At 45.3% G+C, this 16612-nt stretch carries 11 protein-coding genes; 3 read left to right on the forward strand and 8 right to left on the reverse strand.

Features of this window, described 5'->3' with window-relative positions; all coding sequences use genetic code 11:
• Window positions 1-209 precede the first annotated feature (209 nt).
• A complete protein-coding gene (locus tag CWC22_RS20375; RefSeq protein ID WP_171045045.1) occupies window positions 210-2162 on the reverse strand; it encodes a BNR-4 repeat-containing protein in 1953 nt (650 codons plus the stop codon).
• Window positions 2163-2545: 383 nt separating this feature from the next.
• On the opposite strand from CWC22_RS20375, the gene CWC22_RS20380 reads away from it, so the two are divergent.
• Window positions 2546-2716: a hypothetical protein gene (locus CWC22_RS20380; RefSeq protein WP_164517457.1), complete on the forward strand. Its 171-nt coding sequence runs from the start codon at window positions 2546-2548 to the stop codon at window positions 2714-2716.
• A gap of 72 nt (window positions 2717-2788) precedes the next feature.
• On the opposite strand, the gene CWC22_RS20385 is transcribed toward CWC22_RS20380, so the two are convergent.
• Window positions 2789-6748: a hybrid sensor histidine kinase/response regulator transcription factor gene (locus tag CWC22_RS20385; protein ID WP_138537982.1), complete on the reverse strand. Its 3960-nt coding sequence runs from the start codon at window positions 6746-6748 to the stop codon at window positions 2789-2791.
• Window positions 6749-7084: 336 nt separating this feature from the next.
• Here CWC22_RS20385 and CWC22_RS20390 point away from each other — a divergent pair, with 336 nt between their 5' ends.
• Together CWC22_RS20390 and CWC22_RS20395 are read left to right on the forward strand one after the other, a co-directional pair.
• Window positions 7085-7798, forward strand: a complete 714-nt coding sequence (locus CWC22_RS20390; RefSeq protein ID WP_125557289.1) for a helix-turn-helix transcriptional regulator — start codon at window positions 7085-7087, stop codon at window positions 7796-7798.
• Between the two features lie 1522 nt (window positions 7799-9320).
• Complete coding sequence (locus tag CWC22_RS20395; protein ID WP_164517458.1) at window positions 9321-9494, forward strand: hypothetical protein; 174 nt, start codon at window positions 9321-9323, stop codon at window positions 9492-9494.
• Between the two features lie 502 nt (window positions 9495-9996).
• Here CWC22_RS20395 and CWC22_RS20400 read toward each other — a convergent pair.
• The 6 genes from CWC22_RS20400 to CWC22_RS20425 form a co-directional block, all read right to left on the reverse strand.
• Window positions 9997-11154, reverse strand: a complete 1158-nt coding sequence (locus CWC22_RS20400; RefSeq protein ID WP_125557291.1) for a prohibitin family protein — start codon at window positions 11152-11154, stop codon at window positions 9997-9999.
• Window positions 11151-12812: a cyclic peptide export ABC transporter gene (locus CWC22_RS20405; RefSeq protein WP_010380851.1), complete on the reverse strand. Its 1662-nt coding sequence runs from the start codon at window positions 12810-12812 to the stop codon at window positions 11151-11153. The genes CWC22_RS20400 and CWC22_RS20405 overlap by 4 nt, the downstream gene beginning before the upstream one ends.
• 189 nt (window positions 12813-13001) lie before the next feature.
• On the reverse strand, window positions 13002-13178 hold the full coding sequence (locus CWC22_RS20410; protein WP_164487838.1) for a hypothetical protein: 177 nt from the start codon (window positions 13176-13178) through the stop codon (window positions 13002-13004).
• Between the two features lie 97 nt (window positions 13179-13275).
• On the reverse strand, window positions 13276-13836 hold the full coding sequence (locus tag CWC22_RS20415) for a YcjF family protein (RefSeq protein ID WP_010380848.1): 561 nt from the start codon (window positions 13834-13836) through the stop codon (window positions 13276-13278).
• Between the two features lie 329 nt (window positions 13837-14165).
• The gene (locus CWC22_RS20420; protein ID WP_010380845.1) at window positions 14166-15533 is read right to left on the reverse strand and encodes a serine hydrolase domain-containing protein; all 1368 of its coding nucleotides are present in this window, start codon (window positions 15531-15533) and stop codon (window positions 14166-14168) included.
• A gap of 73 nt (window positions 15534-15606) precedes the next feature.
• Entirely contained in the window at window positions 15607-16560 is a 954-nt protein-coding gene (locus CWC22_RS20425) for a TauD/TfdA family dioxygenase (RefSeq protein WP_138537983.1), read from the reverse strand.
• Between the last annotated feature and the right edge of the window lie 52 nt (window positions 16561-16612).

Consider the following 16612-nt stretch of genomic DNA (forward strand, 5'->3'; position numbering starts at 1 on the left):
GCGCTTTCTTCAATGTGGATAGCGCAAGCTATTGGTGTCTTCGGTGGGTGGTTTCCGGCTCGTTTGCCGGAATGACGCTACGGGCTCGTTAGCCAGGATGACACTATAAGCTATTTGGGCAGGGTGAGATGGAACTCGTTGGAAAGGTGACAAAATCAGGCTGTGTCCGACTCTGGCGTATTTACCAGAGTCGGTGTTGTGATGTTTACTTACATAACATTATTTGCCGTTGTACAGCGGTTAAACACATAGGCCGTTGGGCAGGTCATTTTCTTGCTTGTACCAAAGTTGCCTGTCAACTGAACTTGCTGACCATAGCGACCAGAGAGCACCAGATCAACACGAGAATTACTGGCGCTTTGTGCCCAGAAGTAAACAGGTTCTTGACCCGTTACAGATTTAGCGTCGTGTACCTTACGGATATAGTTTACATCGTTCGGATCACGGTAGTGTTGTGCGCCCATATAGCTCCACACTTTCACGTCACCCGCTGTTTTCAGATTGCTGTTATACAGGTGCACTTTACCACCGGCCAGCTTGTCACCGCTGGACATTGGGAAAGCAAGCTCGCTGTAACCGCTTTGGCCATGAGAGATCACCGTACCCGATGAATAAGCGTGATCAGCCCAGCAATCAGCTGAGTTGTAACAGCCAACATAATCTTTATTGCCATTCTGATCGATTACCAATGCACGGATCATACGACGAGACTCAGCAGATGTTTTTGGTACAAATCCGTGAATACCATCGGCCTCTGTGACCAGCACTTTCAAAGAGGTCAGGTAACCACCATACCCATTCGTGGTAATGTCCAAATCTTTAACGTAAATACGCTTTTTAATGGTTGTGCTTTCGGGATGGTAGCCACTCACGATATCAACACTGGTATCTGGTTGATACAATAAGGCTTCGTTGAGCTTATTCAGGGTATTAATGTATTGCCCACGACTTGTGTCAATCAGTGTCCTGTGTTTGGCATTTTTCCAGGTTTTACCGCCATCTCTGGAATACATAAAGTACAGGTTAGTACGGTTGTCGTTAGGAACATGTCGGTTTTGTTTTATGCCATTTTTACCAAGCGCGAGACATTCACTTCGTGCACCAGTTTTCAATGTGCAGCTGTCTGGCATATGCACATTAAAGGCCATAGCCAATACGCCATTGCGCTCAGTACTTACTGAATAGTGACCAAAGCTCAGTTTATCATCCAGTGCAACCAGCTTTTTACTTGTCAAAGCCGTCAGGCCACCCGACTGTGGCAGATATTCCGTCATATAAAGCTGGCGACGCGCAGTTTGCTTGTACTCATTGGTCATCTCAGTAGGTGCCTGGATATAACGGGTATTCAGCAGTACAAACTTATTATTAACCCACCATGCCTGCGGATACGTAAAGCCCAGGTTGTAGCAACTCTTAGTGCTGTCAGTACAGTTATGATCTCTGTCCAGTGTCAGGCCGCGTTCGTTCTTTGCATCGACCAGTTTGAATGAGCCTAAGTTTGCAAAAAAATTATCATGTTTATTGGATGAGCGGTAAATAAGGCCGCCACGGGTTGAGTTACGCCCGGAGATAAACACATAAACATAGCCCTGGCTGTCAACATTGAGGACTGCCGTATCATGAAAATCACTGGTGTCTTTAACATGCACGATCACAGGCTCTTTGATCATGCCCGTTTTGTGGTTGTAGGCACCCACTGCGTACACCAAACGTTCATACCCTTTATTTGGCGCAGGCGCATTCAAGGCACAGTCTGAGTGAGCACCATTGATGATGTAATAAGTCCAGTCACCGCTCTGAACGGCCATCGGTGCCGCTTTGGCTGAGCCTGTCGATGCTGGGCCGGAATACTTAGGCACATTTTGTCCGCCCACATAGAACAGCTGATTGTCCAGACTATAGTAACTGCCGCGCAGCAAACGTTCATTCAGGGTGGTATTCAAGTGGTGATACGGCGAGACTTTGTTTTTGATATATGTGTCGTAGTTATAGTCAGAGTCATCTGAATAGCTCGGGCCTGAGTCATTGAAACTACACTTACCATGATTGTTGAAGTTAAACGGATCAGCATATCCTTTGGTTGGGTCAAGCGCTGCGTGTGCACTAAGCACAGGTGAAAGTAATAACCCTGCTATCAGGGCTTTTGTTGCTTTTGTCTTCATTGTTATTCCTTTTTTATTATGATTTGTACCTAAACAGCACAAATTCACGGCCATTAAACAAGAGTAAAGACGTAATAACAAGGCCATAATCAAATAAAAATTAACAATAAATCATTAAATAACGCCCAAAAAGAAAAGTTCATCACTCAAAATATAACCACATTACATTTTCGGTATGTAATAGCTGACTAAAGAGTCCATCACAGCGCGTCTGAGGGAGCCAAACTACACCTAACTTGCCTTGTTCTTTAGCAGTCTTTCTTTGTAAAAACACTCCCCAGATGGGGGGAGGAAGGCGTACTCATTTTTGCAACAAAACCATTTACATGCGGCTCCGAAAATGTAACAGTGATTCCCGGTGACATAACAAAACGGAGACCATTATGAAACTTAATCTAAAAACAAAAAAGATGAAGAATCTGTCAGGTAATCAAGCAATACAGGCACAGTTAACACCGCGCGTGCAAGGGGGAGCAGCAGGCGCATTCCAACCAAATAGCAAGCCACATGCAACAGGCTCAAATATTACAACATGTGATCCAAATTGGTGGTAAACAAAGGCGCACGTTGGTCTATATAATTAATTAAAAATAAAAAAGGCACACAATGTGCCTTTTTACGTTGGTTCACTCTCGTCGCTCAGATTCTTTCTCATACTGCTTCGTATAATGCTGCGGAGACATATTAAACTCGGCTTTAAAGCAACTACTGAAATAAGCAGGGGATGAAAACCCGACCTGATAAGCAACCTCAGCGACTAAAGTACCCGCTTGTAACTGCGTACGAGCTTGCTCTAAACGGTATTGCCTGAGCAGCGCATTTGGCGACAACCCTGTCAGGTTTCGGGTTTTGCGTTGCAGTTGTCGTACACTCAAAAACACATGGCTCGCCATGCTCTCAGTATCGAATTTAGGATCCTGATAATTTTGCGCTATTACTTGTTGAATTTTATCAATAAAGGGGAGCCGTTTTGTATCACGGAGCTCTCCCACCCGGGGCTTACTACCTAAGATCTGATCGGCAAATAGCCGCGCCAGTTTTTTACGCCCTTTGATCAGGTTTTCAACCCTATGCCTTAGCACATCAAGATCACAAGGCTTCCCTATATAATCATCTGCTTCTGCTTCAAAGCCTAAAATTCGGCTATCGTCATCCTCTTTTGCCGTCAGTAATATCACGGGAATATGGCTTGTTGTCTCATCCTGCTTAATCTCTTGCAGCATCTCCAGTCCTGACTTTTTGGGCATCATCACATCACTGATAATGAGATCAGGTAACTCAGATTTTGCTTGCAACAGGCCTTGTTCTCCATCACAGGCAACTGTGCAATCAAACCACTCAGACAAGGACTCCTTAAGCATCATTCTTAGCTGTGGGTTGTCTTCCACAATCAACACATGGGCATTAGACTCAGCTTTATCAGTCACCTGAAACTCAGTCTCTGTCTGTACTCCGCAGTCTGGATCGTTCGCTATGGCTTCACTGTAAAGAGGGAGCATGAGGGTAAACTGACACCCTTGTCCCGGCTCACTGCTCAGCACTATATCGCCTCCACAGTCACTGATTAGCTGATGAACCACAGACAAACCAATCCCCTGCCCGCTTATTTCACTGTGCTCTCCACGCACATATCGTTTAAACACATCAGCCTGTAAGGATTTACAAATACCGGGTCCGGAGTTAGTAAACACAAGTTTCAGGAAACCGCCACGCTGATGCGCTTCTATAAAAATCTCACCTTCTTCAGGCGTATATTTCACAGCGTTAGACAATAAGTTTGTAATTATCTGTTCAAAGTCGGCCTCGTTCAGCAACACTTCCTGTGCATCCAGGGTATGTGTAACCTTATAACGGATCTGTTTTTCGTTGGCGAGCAACTCAAATGCATGAGCCTGCTTTAGCAGCACCTCTTTGGCAGTAAAGTGATGATTTTCAAACGGGGAGACATCGTCTTTTTTTGCATAGCGGATCAGATTGTCGATGAGTTTTTCCAGCCTAAGGGCCTGTGAATAGGCTGCATGCCATTTGCTATTGCCGTCATTATTTTCTTGCTTCAACATGCTTTTAATTGGCAGCATGATCACGGCCAGCGGCGTTCGCAGCTCGTGGGATACATTGCCAAAAAACACATTTTTACTTTCCATCAAGCTGGTAATTTGTGCACGCTTTTGATCTATTTCTTTGGTGCGGGATAGTACCAGCTCTTCCAGGTGCAGGTTACGTCGCCTCAGTTGGTATGTTCTGGCAAACAGAAGAAGACCAATCAACATCACAAAGCCAAAAGCATAGAGTGTGAAAGCCCAGCCAGTTAAATACCAGGGCGTTGCGATTTCAAATTCAAAGCGCGATTCAGTCCAGTCACTCGAAATCGCCCTGCTTCTAATCACAAAATTGTATATACCCGGCGGCAAGTTAGTGTAAGTAGCGCTGCGTTGCGTTTGTTCTGCCTCCGTCCAGTCCTTATCAAAGCCCAGCAAACGATATTGATAATACACATCAACGTTCCGATCCCGTTTGATATTAACGAACTCAAACTTAAAATTCCTCTGGGTACTATTGAACCATCTGCCTGGCAGAATTGTATTTTCTGAATACTGTTCATCCTGGTACACCGCATACGGCTCGCCCTGAACATTTACTCTGCTTATATGCACGCCATAAGGGACCTGGGCTTGTGTGTTTGATAATGCGGCAATCCCATTTATACCACCAAGATATAAGGTTCCTGCCTCGGATTCAGACGCGCTGTCATATGTTTTTGCCCCTATACTCAAGCGCTTAAATGGAGTTGAATACAGTACTTGCAGCGTGTCTGACGAGACTTTGTACAAATTAGCCATATCGGCCAGCCACATGTGCTCTGCGCGATCCCGGTAAATAAATGCAAACACTACATTGGGATATACACCGTTCAGATCTAGCTGTTGTGTGCGCTTGGCTTGCAAGTCGTGGAGCAATAACCCATAAGAGGTTGCTGCCCAGAGTCGCCCTTTAGGGTCAATATCGGCGTCATAAACAGCAAGCTTTTTATTACTTTTCGGTATTTGTAATTCAACCTTAGTCGGTGCGCCCTGACCTAATATGTAGATTTCAAAGCCGCAAGCCAACACTTCGTCATTACTGCCTTTTTTCAGGTTTTTAAAATGCCCAGGTAAAAAGGACACCCGCCGCTCAGTGTGGGGGTCGTATTCTACGATCCCCTGAAAGGTCAGCAACCATAAACGACCATTTTCCGATTGTTCAATATCTCTTATCTCAAAGTCGTTACCCGCATTGACGGGTGGCACACTGACCCTGGTTGCTAAGGACGCGCCCTTTTCGAGTCGGTACAAGGCAGACGATGCACCAAACCACAATGTTCCGTTTCGCCCGGCATAAACAGTGTGAACATCGAGTTCCGGCTGAGCTGGATCCAGATATACAGGTTCGGATTCTGCATGGCCTTTGTACTTTACGTATACACGGTTCAGGCTTACAAACCACAGATTATCGTCTTCATCAAACTGCAGGCCATCGATATTAGGCTGCTGGGTTACGGCAGAAATTTCATTGGCTGAGTCACTGGAGTGTTTAAGTTCTACTTCAAATATGGCGCGACTGGTTGCGAGCCAAACTGTACCTTGATCATCAAATACATTACTTATCAGAAATATTTGCTGAATTTGCGCATCAGAGTGGTACTTGCTAACCCGGCTCACTCTGTCATTAGAGTCTAATACAATGAGCTCAGAGCCAGTTCCCAAGTAAACCGCATGTCTTCCTGAATGCACAGAAGTAATCGCATGGTGATCAATATCACTAAAATGGACCAGAGAAGGCTGGCTGGAGTCAGGCTGTTCGAGCCTGAAAAAACCTTGTTCAGACACAGCATACAAAGCGTTATCAGGTCCGGTAGTGACGATTCGAGTATCGGCAAGTACCCTGTTTTGCCATAGTTTAATAAAAGTTCCGGAGGATCTTTCAAACCAAAATACTTCGCCAAGTTTAGAGATAAATAAAGGGGCGTCTTTATACAAAGTGACACTAAAGCGGAGGTTGTGTTTTACCCCTGAGCTGTGAAGGTCATATAACTGATAGGCATCTTCATCAGCAGAAAAATGGACTAGCTGACCATCATCGCCCACAAGCCAAAACTTATCCTGGCTATCCTGATATAAAGCAGCCGGTCTGAAAGCATCATTATCCATGGTGCGGACAGAAAGAAAGCTATCCTTGAACAGACGTGTGCCCTTAGGAACCTGTTGACGCAGCGTGTCCATATAAGGCATAAAACTGTCCTGCTGGTCATTGTGCAGATACAAACCATGGCCTGTCAGCAACCACCTGCGTCCCTGAGCATCTTCCACAACTTTTCTTGCAAGCGGGTGCGGGTAGAATATGGACTGATAACCATCAAATCTCAATACACCAGACGTACCACTGATCCACAAATAGCCCTGACTGTCTTGTGAAACGGAGTTAATGATGGTGACCATATCAAGCTTGTCGATGGATTGAAGATGCAGCCTGAGCTGGGACACCTCGCGCGCCTGGACATGGCACTGAATAATAACGAATAATATAATTACCAGGCTCCATTTTAGCATTATTGCGCTTACGTCCTTCCTGTAAAATGCGTAATTACTTTCTATAACCTTTAACAGGTACAGTCAACAAATTTGTTAAAAATTTGCCAACAGTCCTCATCCAAAAAGATGAGCTTTCTGATTTGCACAATAATCAACCACCAAAAAGACATGCCATATCGCCAACATTGAAAAGCATATCCCATTGTTTTATTTGCTAATATTTTTAATGTGTCGCTTTTACAGTGCTAGGCGTCGCTTTTCTCATAACTGATATATCAAAAAACTCATTATGTTAAAGGTGCAGAACGAAAAAACGGAACCTGCGACAAAACAAAAAAGCACACAGGAGTCTATATGGATTACTCAGGTAACAAAATCAGCCATTCGGATGCGTTTGCACTGTATCCGGAGACAGCCATCACTACCTCTTTAAGCCGATTTTCAGAACCTCTGGGCATGGACCAGTTTCTCATTGTTGGGGTGAATGGCACCGAGCCAGTGTTCAGGTACCTTTCTACGTGTTCCGAACAATTCCTTCGCGCCTACTTTACGGATGGGTATTGTTTTTCTGATGACCTTATCCACTACTGCCAGCAAACACTGGCGCCGCGCTTTTGGAGCACTCATGACTATCACAATGCATCGCTTGCCCCAAAAACTCTGGGAAATCTTCTGGCTCAGGAAAACATCAATGGCGGTATAGTCATACCAGTCCACTATAGCGGTGCGATTGTGTTGGTAAACTTTTTTTCCAGCCAATCATACGATGAGATAAAATCTGTATATTATCAGCATAGTACAATATTAAGTGACATCACACTCACTCTGATCCCCAGAATTATCAAAGAGTGCCCGGACTATTTATTTCTGCGACCAACATTAACGCCAAAGAGCAGCGAGTGTTTGCTATATATGGCCAAGGGCATGACTAACCCTGAAATATCTGAACTGATGCAGGTATCTAAGGACAGAGTTAAGGAGCTGGTCAGCCAGATCCTTAATCAACTGGGTGCAGCAAACAGAACAGAGGCAGTACTCAAAGCAAAACAAAGCTTGCTCATTCCATAAAAAAGAGGCCAACCAAGAGGAAGTACCCTGTGGTTGGCCGACTTATTGACGCTCAATTTACTTAGCTGGATCCTTAATGCTCAATCCTGAGAAAACATCCTGGCTGGTTAATTACTTTTGCAGCTACGCTGCAAAACCACAGTTCGCAATAACCAACAAAGTGCCAGTACCCCGGTTGAACCTGGCTTTCAAAGCACCATTATTACTCGTTATAACACTTTGCTTATTGTAAGCTTTCGACTCCCGGGAAAGCCCGGAGTTCCCCACAAGTACACCTAATATGTTGCAGGCTTTACATATCAAAACAAAATGCTTATTTCAGCCATCGGCTAACCCGTATGACTGGTGTGTGATGATATCCAAGGGCTCAGGTATTATACCAATTTCACTTAATACCTGGCCTATTTGAAGGAGCAAATAAGACGCTAACAGCGTTAAAAATTTCCCATTTAGAACCGTTACCTAAGGTATAATCTCGTAAATTTTTGCCTCGCCTATTTGGGTGTAGGTGCCTCAACGATAGCAGGATGCGGGAGCGGTGTTATCGACCCTATTTTCTCGCCTCAAACTTGATCACTTATGGTATTACTTGCTGAGGACAGGTTTCGTGCATGCTATGGCTATTTTTGCTCTATGTCTTGAGACATTATTTTTCTATCGTCTGCTTGCATGTCAGGCCTTTCCTAAACACGGCGATATAATGGCTATGTCAAAGCCCCTAATTTTTATTGTGGTATTGCCTGTGCGCTAGTGCCAGCTGTGCCTAATTACAGCAAGATGAGAACGCCTATTGAGCCTTGTCTTGTTATCCGGCTGACTGTTTAAGTGCATAGAAAATATACGCCTGAAAACCGGCGATGATAACTCCCCAAAAAGGGAGTACAGACATTAAAATTCGAAACATAGTGGCGTGCTTTATAGGTAAAACGCGAATAGTCCATTATGTTTTGTCTAAAAAGATATGGCGGCTGATATTAGTGCAGGTGCACTGGGGTAAAAAAGGCACATCCTGTGTGCCTCAATACAAGTACTCTCAATTACAGTCTTTTATACTGACCACCTTTTCAGGCTACCCTGGCCAGCGACTATACTTATTGAATCTATTTACCCTTTGGAATAAGACCAAATAAATTATCGAACCGTTACTTTCTGGCGCATAAAAATACGAAATATTCCCAACCAAACCAAGCAACTTCACACAAGTGATTGCTTTTGGTAACAGCTCAATTCATAAGTAGACAATGCTCCCTCAGACCGTCCCGAAAGATTAACCAAGAAATGAGAACAAAATATGGATGTAACAAAAAAACCTCTGTACTAAACTCACTCTACGCAAAGGCTACAGCATAAAAATCATACAAAAAACAGAGAATTACTGCTTGCTACGTTGAAACCCAACGTATGGATTGTCACTTCATACCAGAACGCAAATTTAACACATTAGATTCTTTCAATTTACACACAGTAAACTTTGTGCGAAGAATAATACCGAACAATTTATAAACAGAAGAAGGAAATCCCCATGAAGTTACACCTAAGCAAAAAAAACCTAAAAAACCTGGGCAATAAAAATGCACTGGACTCAGATCAAACGCCAATGATCGCCGGCGGGGCAAGTGCGATTCCGCCAACCCGAGTACAGAAAGGTTGCCCATATTTTTCTTATTTCCCAGTGAATACCTGTATCCCTCGATAAGCAGGTAAAAAAGGGCACTCTGAGTGCCCTGTACAGTAAGCCAAGTGAACCTCTCACATTATCTGGCCATTTCTGCCCCCCATTCAGAACAAACGTATATTTGCCGTTTTCTATAGCCCTTTACTCACAGCTCTACACACCTGATCGAGCCTGAGAAAAATGTAAAGCCCCTTTACGAGAGCGATAGGCAACGAAATCTCTATGGGTATCTGGCATATCGAGCGGTTTGTAGGTAGTTCCCGGCTCGGAGGCCGGGATGACGGCGGGGTGAATAGCTTAGGCGACACCTGTCACACCCAAGGTGATTGAAAGGCTACTTAGTTGATCTCATGTCGAGTGAAGGCGCATTCAACATGCAATATCGCTTCAAAGACCAGATTGGCCAAACATATTAGGCTCACAGTATGTAATGCGCACAAGCCTGCCACGGCCCGACCTCGCTTTGCGTCATCCCGTGCTCAACTCGGGCTCCATTGACGACGCAAAGACGATTCAGGCCTTATCACTTATGCAATGGTTCCCCAGATTTTGCTGAGCTCATATGATGTGTACTCATAGGCTCACCTGGTTTAATCACACTATTTACGTAGTCAGGCACAGGCTTTGTCGCTTCCTCCGCTTTAACCAAATTGGCCGAGTCCTGAACCAGGTTTGGTACAGATCCATTCAAGCTGCTTTCTGTGTTCAGGATCAATGGCAGCCCGTCTTTGCCGCTACCAATCACAACCACTTTAGCATTGTTCGATTTTGCCAGCTCGATGGTGGCTTCAATACCGCGCCACCTCAGGTAAGTTTCAGAAATACCGCCAGCCACGGTTTCCTGAAAATCAGCAATACCCTGAGCTTCCGTTTTCTTACGCTGTGCTTCTTTCTTTGCCACTTCAAGACGCATTGCGTATTCCTCATTCAGGTAGCTCTGGTTTACCTTAGAAATGATTGCCTCATGTACTTTATCCGGCACATCTACCCGTTTGATCAGCATATCGTCTAAATTAACTAAGGTATGACCATCTTTCATGTGGCCTGTTTGCTCTAAAATCGTCTCTTCCTGAAGGTGTAACTCATGCAGCACTTCTTCAAGCAGCTCTTTTTGCACTTTTATCCGTTGATGACTGTAAACCTGCTCAGCACGATATCTTGACACTATCATGCGTACCGCAGAGGCCACCTCCGGCAACACCATTTCTTCCAGGTACTTGGGCCCTACCAGTTGATGTAGATAAGGCACATGCTCAATGACAGGACGATACCTGACCGTGACATTGAGTGTTATTCTGAGACCCTCGCTGGTGATTGCATCTATGCTCTCATGTGCCGTCTGAAAACGTCCGTTGTAAATTACCAACTTGTCCCAGGGCATAACCAGCACAGTACCTTCACTAAAATGCTGTTCCAGATACGTACCTCCACCAAAGCGCTTCCACAAAACAGCGACCTCACCAGAGTCAACCCGGATAAAAATAAATGGCACCAATGCCACGATTAGAAACAAACAGATCAATATGGTTAAACCGGCTCTGAAGCGCCAGGATAATATGCGTTTACGCCAGGCCGGCTTGTAACGCCTGAGTGCCCGCATTACCAGGTTGGCAATGAGGATCAACAGGCAGGCACCCGCCAGCCCTATGAGTGCCAGATCAGGAGGCAGGATAATATTCATGACGGTACTCCATCTGTTTCTACTTCATGATGTTCCATTAGTTGTCCTTCTACCATCTTCAAATGCACGTCCGCCAGATGGAAATAGGCGTCGTCATGTGTAATTGCGATCACCGTGTTGCCACGGGCCTTGAGTCTGGGCAATACCTGTTCATAGAATTTTCGTCTGAATATTGGGTCCTGATCGGCGGCCCATTCATCAAAAATATAAATCGGCCTATTTTCCAGTATGGTGCTGAGTAGTGCCAGGCGTTTTCTTTGCCCGGAAGAAAGGTCTATGGTGCTGAACTCTCCATCAATAACACTGACCTTTGCATTCATTTCTAAAAAGGTCAGCCATTCATCGATATCTTCCTGAGACGTTGTCTTGATCCCATAGAGCTGTTTAAACAAATGGAAATCCGCAAAGACTGAGGTAAAAATACTGCGGAAGCTCTCTCGATCAGCGTCGTGAACCGCCCGCCCGTCCAGGAAGATTTGTCCGGCCTGAAGCTCATATAGACCGGTTAACATACGAATAAATGTGGTTTTACCGCTGCCGTTACCACCCGTAATAAAGGTAATTTGTCCTCTTTTAACCGTTAAGTCGACCGGCCCGACAAAGAAAGGCCTGTCGCCAGGCTTACGATTATGCTGATAATACGCGCCCTCAAGCCTTAACTCCTCAAAGCTATCAATGGATTGTACCTGGGTATTGCGCCGTACCGTATTTTCAGCTTGCTCCCGTTTAAGGTCAGCCTCGAGCGTCAGTACATTTTGCGCCGCTTCCGTCGCCGTCGTGAACACTGGAATACCACCAACAATACTGGTGATCGGGCCGATTAAAAACAATGATGCCGTCGTCACCTTGATGACCACTTCCGGATAAACGTCTGATAGCACAGGCACAAAAAATACCATTGCACCGGTCGCAGCGAAAAAGGTTATCTGAGAAAGGACAAAGTCGGTCGCAAACAACGTTTTGGTCACTGTTTGTGCGCGCCGCGCCTTGCCAGAAGATAGAGAAAACTCGTGTTCCAGGTCGTCTGCTCTCGGTGCGCTCAGTTTTACTTCTTTAAAACCGTCGAGCAAGTCCGACAAGCGCTGGATAAGCTGGTTTTCGCTCTGAAATGCCTGCGCCATATTACGCTGAATTTCATTGGCCCGTAAGCGGTGGATACTGCCGCCCAACATGATCAGTACACTCAAAACCACAAACGCCATCACCGAGTGATAAGCAATATACAATGAGGTGAAAAACACCAGACTGATAGACTGACCAATGATCACAAAGAGCTGAGCAGACTGAGAAATGGTTTGCAGCTCTTTACTGAGCGTATTGAAAATCCGCTCCTTGCCAATTTTTTCAAGCGTCGATAGTTCGGTATGCCGAACCGATTCGAATAACTCAACCCGCATATGATCAATGGACTTTTCAACCATTTTAGCGGCTTTAGTCATTAACCTCTGCTGGGTTAATCCGTAGATCAACACCGTCAGGGTAAAGAGCACCAGGTAGTAAAATACATGGTTTTCCTTGTGGATATCAGAAATGTTTTCTGCCACGTTGTTGATAAGAGCAAGCACCAGTGCATTGGCAAGGCCAGAGATACAACCGAGTAATACAAAGGTCCTTTTTTTAATTTTAATGTTTCGACTTATTAAATCGTATAATACCATTTTTATTGTCTTTTCATTGTGTTACCAGTGGCCTGAAAGTCCGCCACTGGTCATAATACTGAGCGCTACGACGCAGTCAGAACTGCAATCCTTGTTATCTTATCTTGAGGATCTACATCCTCTGTTTTCAGCTTGCCTGTTTTTTGGTCACAATCAAAGTGATGAATTTAGGCAATGCCGGATTTTCTGTTATTCCTCCGCTTCTCTTGGCTCTGCCAGGCGTGTTTTAGCCAGTAATAGCACCAGTAAGCTCACCAGTGGCGTAAATACCAGGCCAATAAAGAAAAACCCAACTGGACCCGCAAAGGTATTGCGTCCCCAGTAACCAGAAAGTACACATAACACCAGATACAAAGTAACTAACATGATTTGCTCCTCTGAACTGACTAGCAGTTCCAATTAACCGATGAGCAAATAAACCAACAGACACGCCGTTGGTTTATTTGTGTTTTAGCCTCTCAACTTACGCTGTAGCTTGGTTGTCTTGAGTGCTGTTGCCTTTATCTTTTCGATACTTAGCTGCAATTTCAGAGATGTCTCCCTTAATGCTTGCCAGATTAAGATCTAGCAAAGTGCCGCCGTTTTCGAAGTGTCGGATAAACGTGGAACCTACTGCATTTGTAGATGCAGCGGATACCACTGGCATAAATGCGAGTGCGCTAAGCGTGCCAATGATTGGTACCGACTTTAAGAAACTGCTAAGTCCTGCACCGCCCAAAGACTGTGGGAATGAGCCGCCAATCACCGCACTTACCGTACCGCGGATCTTATTGTCGCTGTAAGACTGACCATATACTTGAGCAATCTCACTGATCATCTTGATTTGTACCCCAGTCAAGGCCACCAAGTCGATTGCCGGTACTGGGATCAGACCCGTACCGAAAGACCATTTGGTGTACTTGTCGACAATAATGCGCGCTACGGCTTCGCGATTCTCAACCTCAACATTTGCTGATTCCTGCTGTGGAGCAGCGCCAGCAGCCGTTGTGGCCTTGTCATCCTTCGCTGTTTTTGTCGCTGTCATGTTTTTTCCTCTATGATTGGAATTGTACCAACGTCATGAAAAATTCAGTTGGCATAAACAGTTGTTAAACCCACCAAGTCAGGTAAAGCCTAGACCCTAACTTGCCCTTTTTCACTTTCCATGTCCTAAAACACAGCAAGTAAATTCGTTTAAAATGCAATGGATACGATACAAAACCGCCGTTATTCACTGCTTTTATCTTTGTTTGTACTGGAACCATCGTTCTGCTCCCACTGCTTCCTGAACGTGTCGCCGTTCGCAGATCCCGCATCAGGTGCAGGTGTCTTAGTAGAATCCAAGTCGTCACACCTGAGCGGTCACATTCACTTTTACGCTTCATCCAATACCGTCTGACAGGCTTCGGTACGGTGTTTATCGCTATAAAAGATGATGTTGCGAATTTCCTGCGCAATACAATCCGATTCAGTGCCGGTTTTAACGTAATTACTGAATACCATTACGTTCTGGTCGCGCTCCAACAGACGATTGAAACTGGTCACCCATGAGTACGGATAGCTGCCTGAATACTGTAAGAATTTTTCGTATTTTCTGAGGTTTGTTTCACTTGGGTCATCCGGACAATCCGCGACTTTGCCGTACTGATTTGGGTCGATATAGGTCACAAACCAGCCATAACCGTAGTATTCACATGATGAGGAGCTACCAGTGTTGGAATAAGGTGCAAATGCAGCCAGTTTCTGGGCTTCATTGAGTATTTTGTTGGTATATAAACCCTGATCCCATTTGTGCATATCTTCCACGGTTGAATACATATCACCGGCTGAGTAAAGCACGAGCGGATTGCTGTAAGGGTTCACCAGAATGTCTTCATACGGCGCAGGACCCCCAGTTGCTGGCGGACGACCATTGGCCAGTGGCAGATACTGGTTATCTTTGTAGATGTATCCTGTCGTCATATCTGGGTAGATACCAATGGCACTAAATGAGCCACTTTCGCTCATGTCCAGCGGATCCAGGATCTGCTCTTTGAGGATATTGCTGAACCAGAAACTGCGGTCGATGTCACCCTGAGTACCCGCTGCAAGCTGCTCAATGATGTTGCCAACCAGGTAATAGTTACAGTTACTGTATTCGTACTTGCTACCCTGGCTGAAAGACGGCTGTCCCCCCTGCTCTTCACAGGTACAAAAACGATTGCCAAACCCTTCAGGGCCGTTCAGATTAAGGGTTTCGTCGTACAAATAAGGACGCCAGCCCCAGTCGTTATAGACTTCTTCGTTGTCACTGTAGTTCGGGATCCCCGACGACATGGCCAACAGGTTGTGCAAAGTGACGTCCGCACACTGGTTTTTAGGATACCAGGGCAGATGATCGCCGACGGTTTCCACTCTGAGGTCCTTTCCTTCGAGCATCCGCATCAGGATCGCAGCTGCGAACGCTTTGGTATTTGAGCCAATCCGGTACTTAGATTTAACCGTGTTATCCACGTTGTACTGCATGTTTTGCGGACCGCAGTGGTATTCATAAACCACTTTGTCTACGGAAGTAATATAAATAGTCCCGAAAAACACCATGGCATCACAATATTGCCTGACAGACGTATCTATCATTTCAATTTGCGATGCGGTGATCGTAGTATCTTTCGCAGTACTTTTATTTTGCAGACACGATGCCAGGGCGAGGCTGATCAGGCACATCACCATGATATTCAGCCTTGAAGGGTTTAACCATTTCATTGTTTGGATTCCTCAAATTTGACTACTCTGTTTGTCAACCGCCGCACCACTAACAAACCCCATTATGCGCGTCTTAACGCGCAGCTTTTGCCATTCCCACCAGTACTTTACGAGTACCTGTATAGGCCTGACGGCCGTGGGTATAAAGCATGTTGTCCAGCAGCAAAATATCGTTGCGCTGCCAGGGGTAGGAAAACGTCAGATCGCGATAGACTTGGTTGATAACATCAATATCTTCTTTCGCAATCTCACTGCCATCACCGTAATAAGCGTTACGCGGTAAATAGTCAGTACCTATGCTGTCGGGCATTTCGGTGTCAACGGCAGAGCAATGAAACAGGTGTGCCTGATTAAACCAAACCTTTTCACCGGTCTGCGGATGCGTCATCACCGCAGGCCTGAACTGACGAGTCTGCAACCTGCCATCGTCAAACCATTCGCACTGAATGTCATTCTTCCAACAGTACGCTTCTACATCGTCACGACTTTGTGTCTGGAACACCTCTTGCCAGGGCAAATCTATATCGCCGTAGTTGCGCACATACATAATGCCGCGCTCTTCAAAGCGATTTCTTAACGCTTCTGGTAGCTGTTTATAAACTTCACGACTGTCAGCAAGTGGCGTATCCCCGCCGGTTTTTGCCGGTACGACACAGAAAAAGCCCATTCTCATTGGCCAGCAATTTGAATAAGCATTTTCGTTGTGTTGCAGGATCACCTGATCGGCGTGATATTCAGTGGTGGTGTAAATGTTGTTTCGCAGTGCAGTGCGAGGGGAAGAACGATAGATATACTGGCTCAACTGCTCGCCAAAAATCGTTTCCAATATTGTGCTGAACTGGTTGGTGCTGACGATGTTGAGACCGCGAAGTAACGCAAACCCATCGCGGTCAACCCAGGCATTAATTTCCTTCACATTCGCCTTGACCCAGGCAAGACCACTCTGCTTTTGTCCTGAGAGATCATGGATCCGTTGATCTGTTTCGGCGGAACTAAGATCCATGTCTGTTGATAGTAACTGATCCATTTTATTCCCATCCTTCTCGTTAGGTATCAAATAAAATTTACATCGCAATTTT

The organism is Pseudoalteromonas rubra (genome assembly GCF_005886805.2).
Lineage (GTDB): Bacteria > Pseudomonadota > Gammaproteobacteria > Enterobacterales > Alteromonadaceae > Pseudoalteromonas > Pseudoalteromonas rubra_D.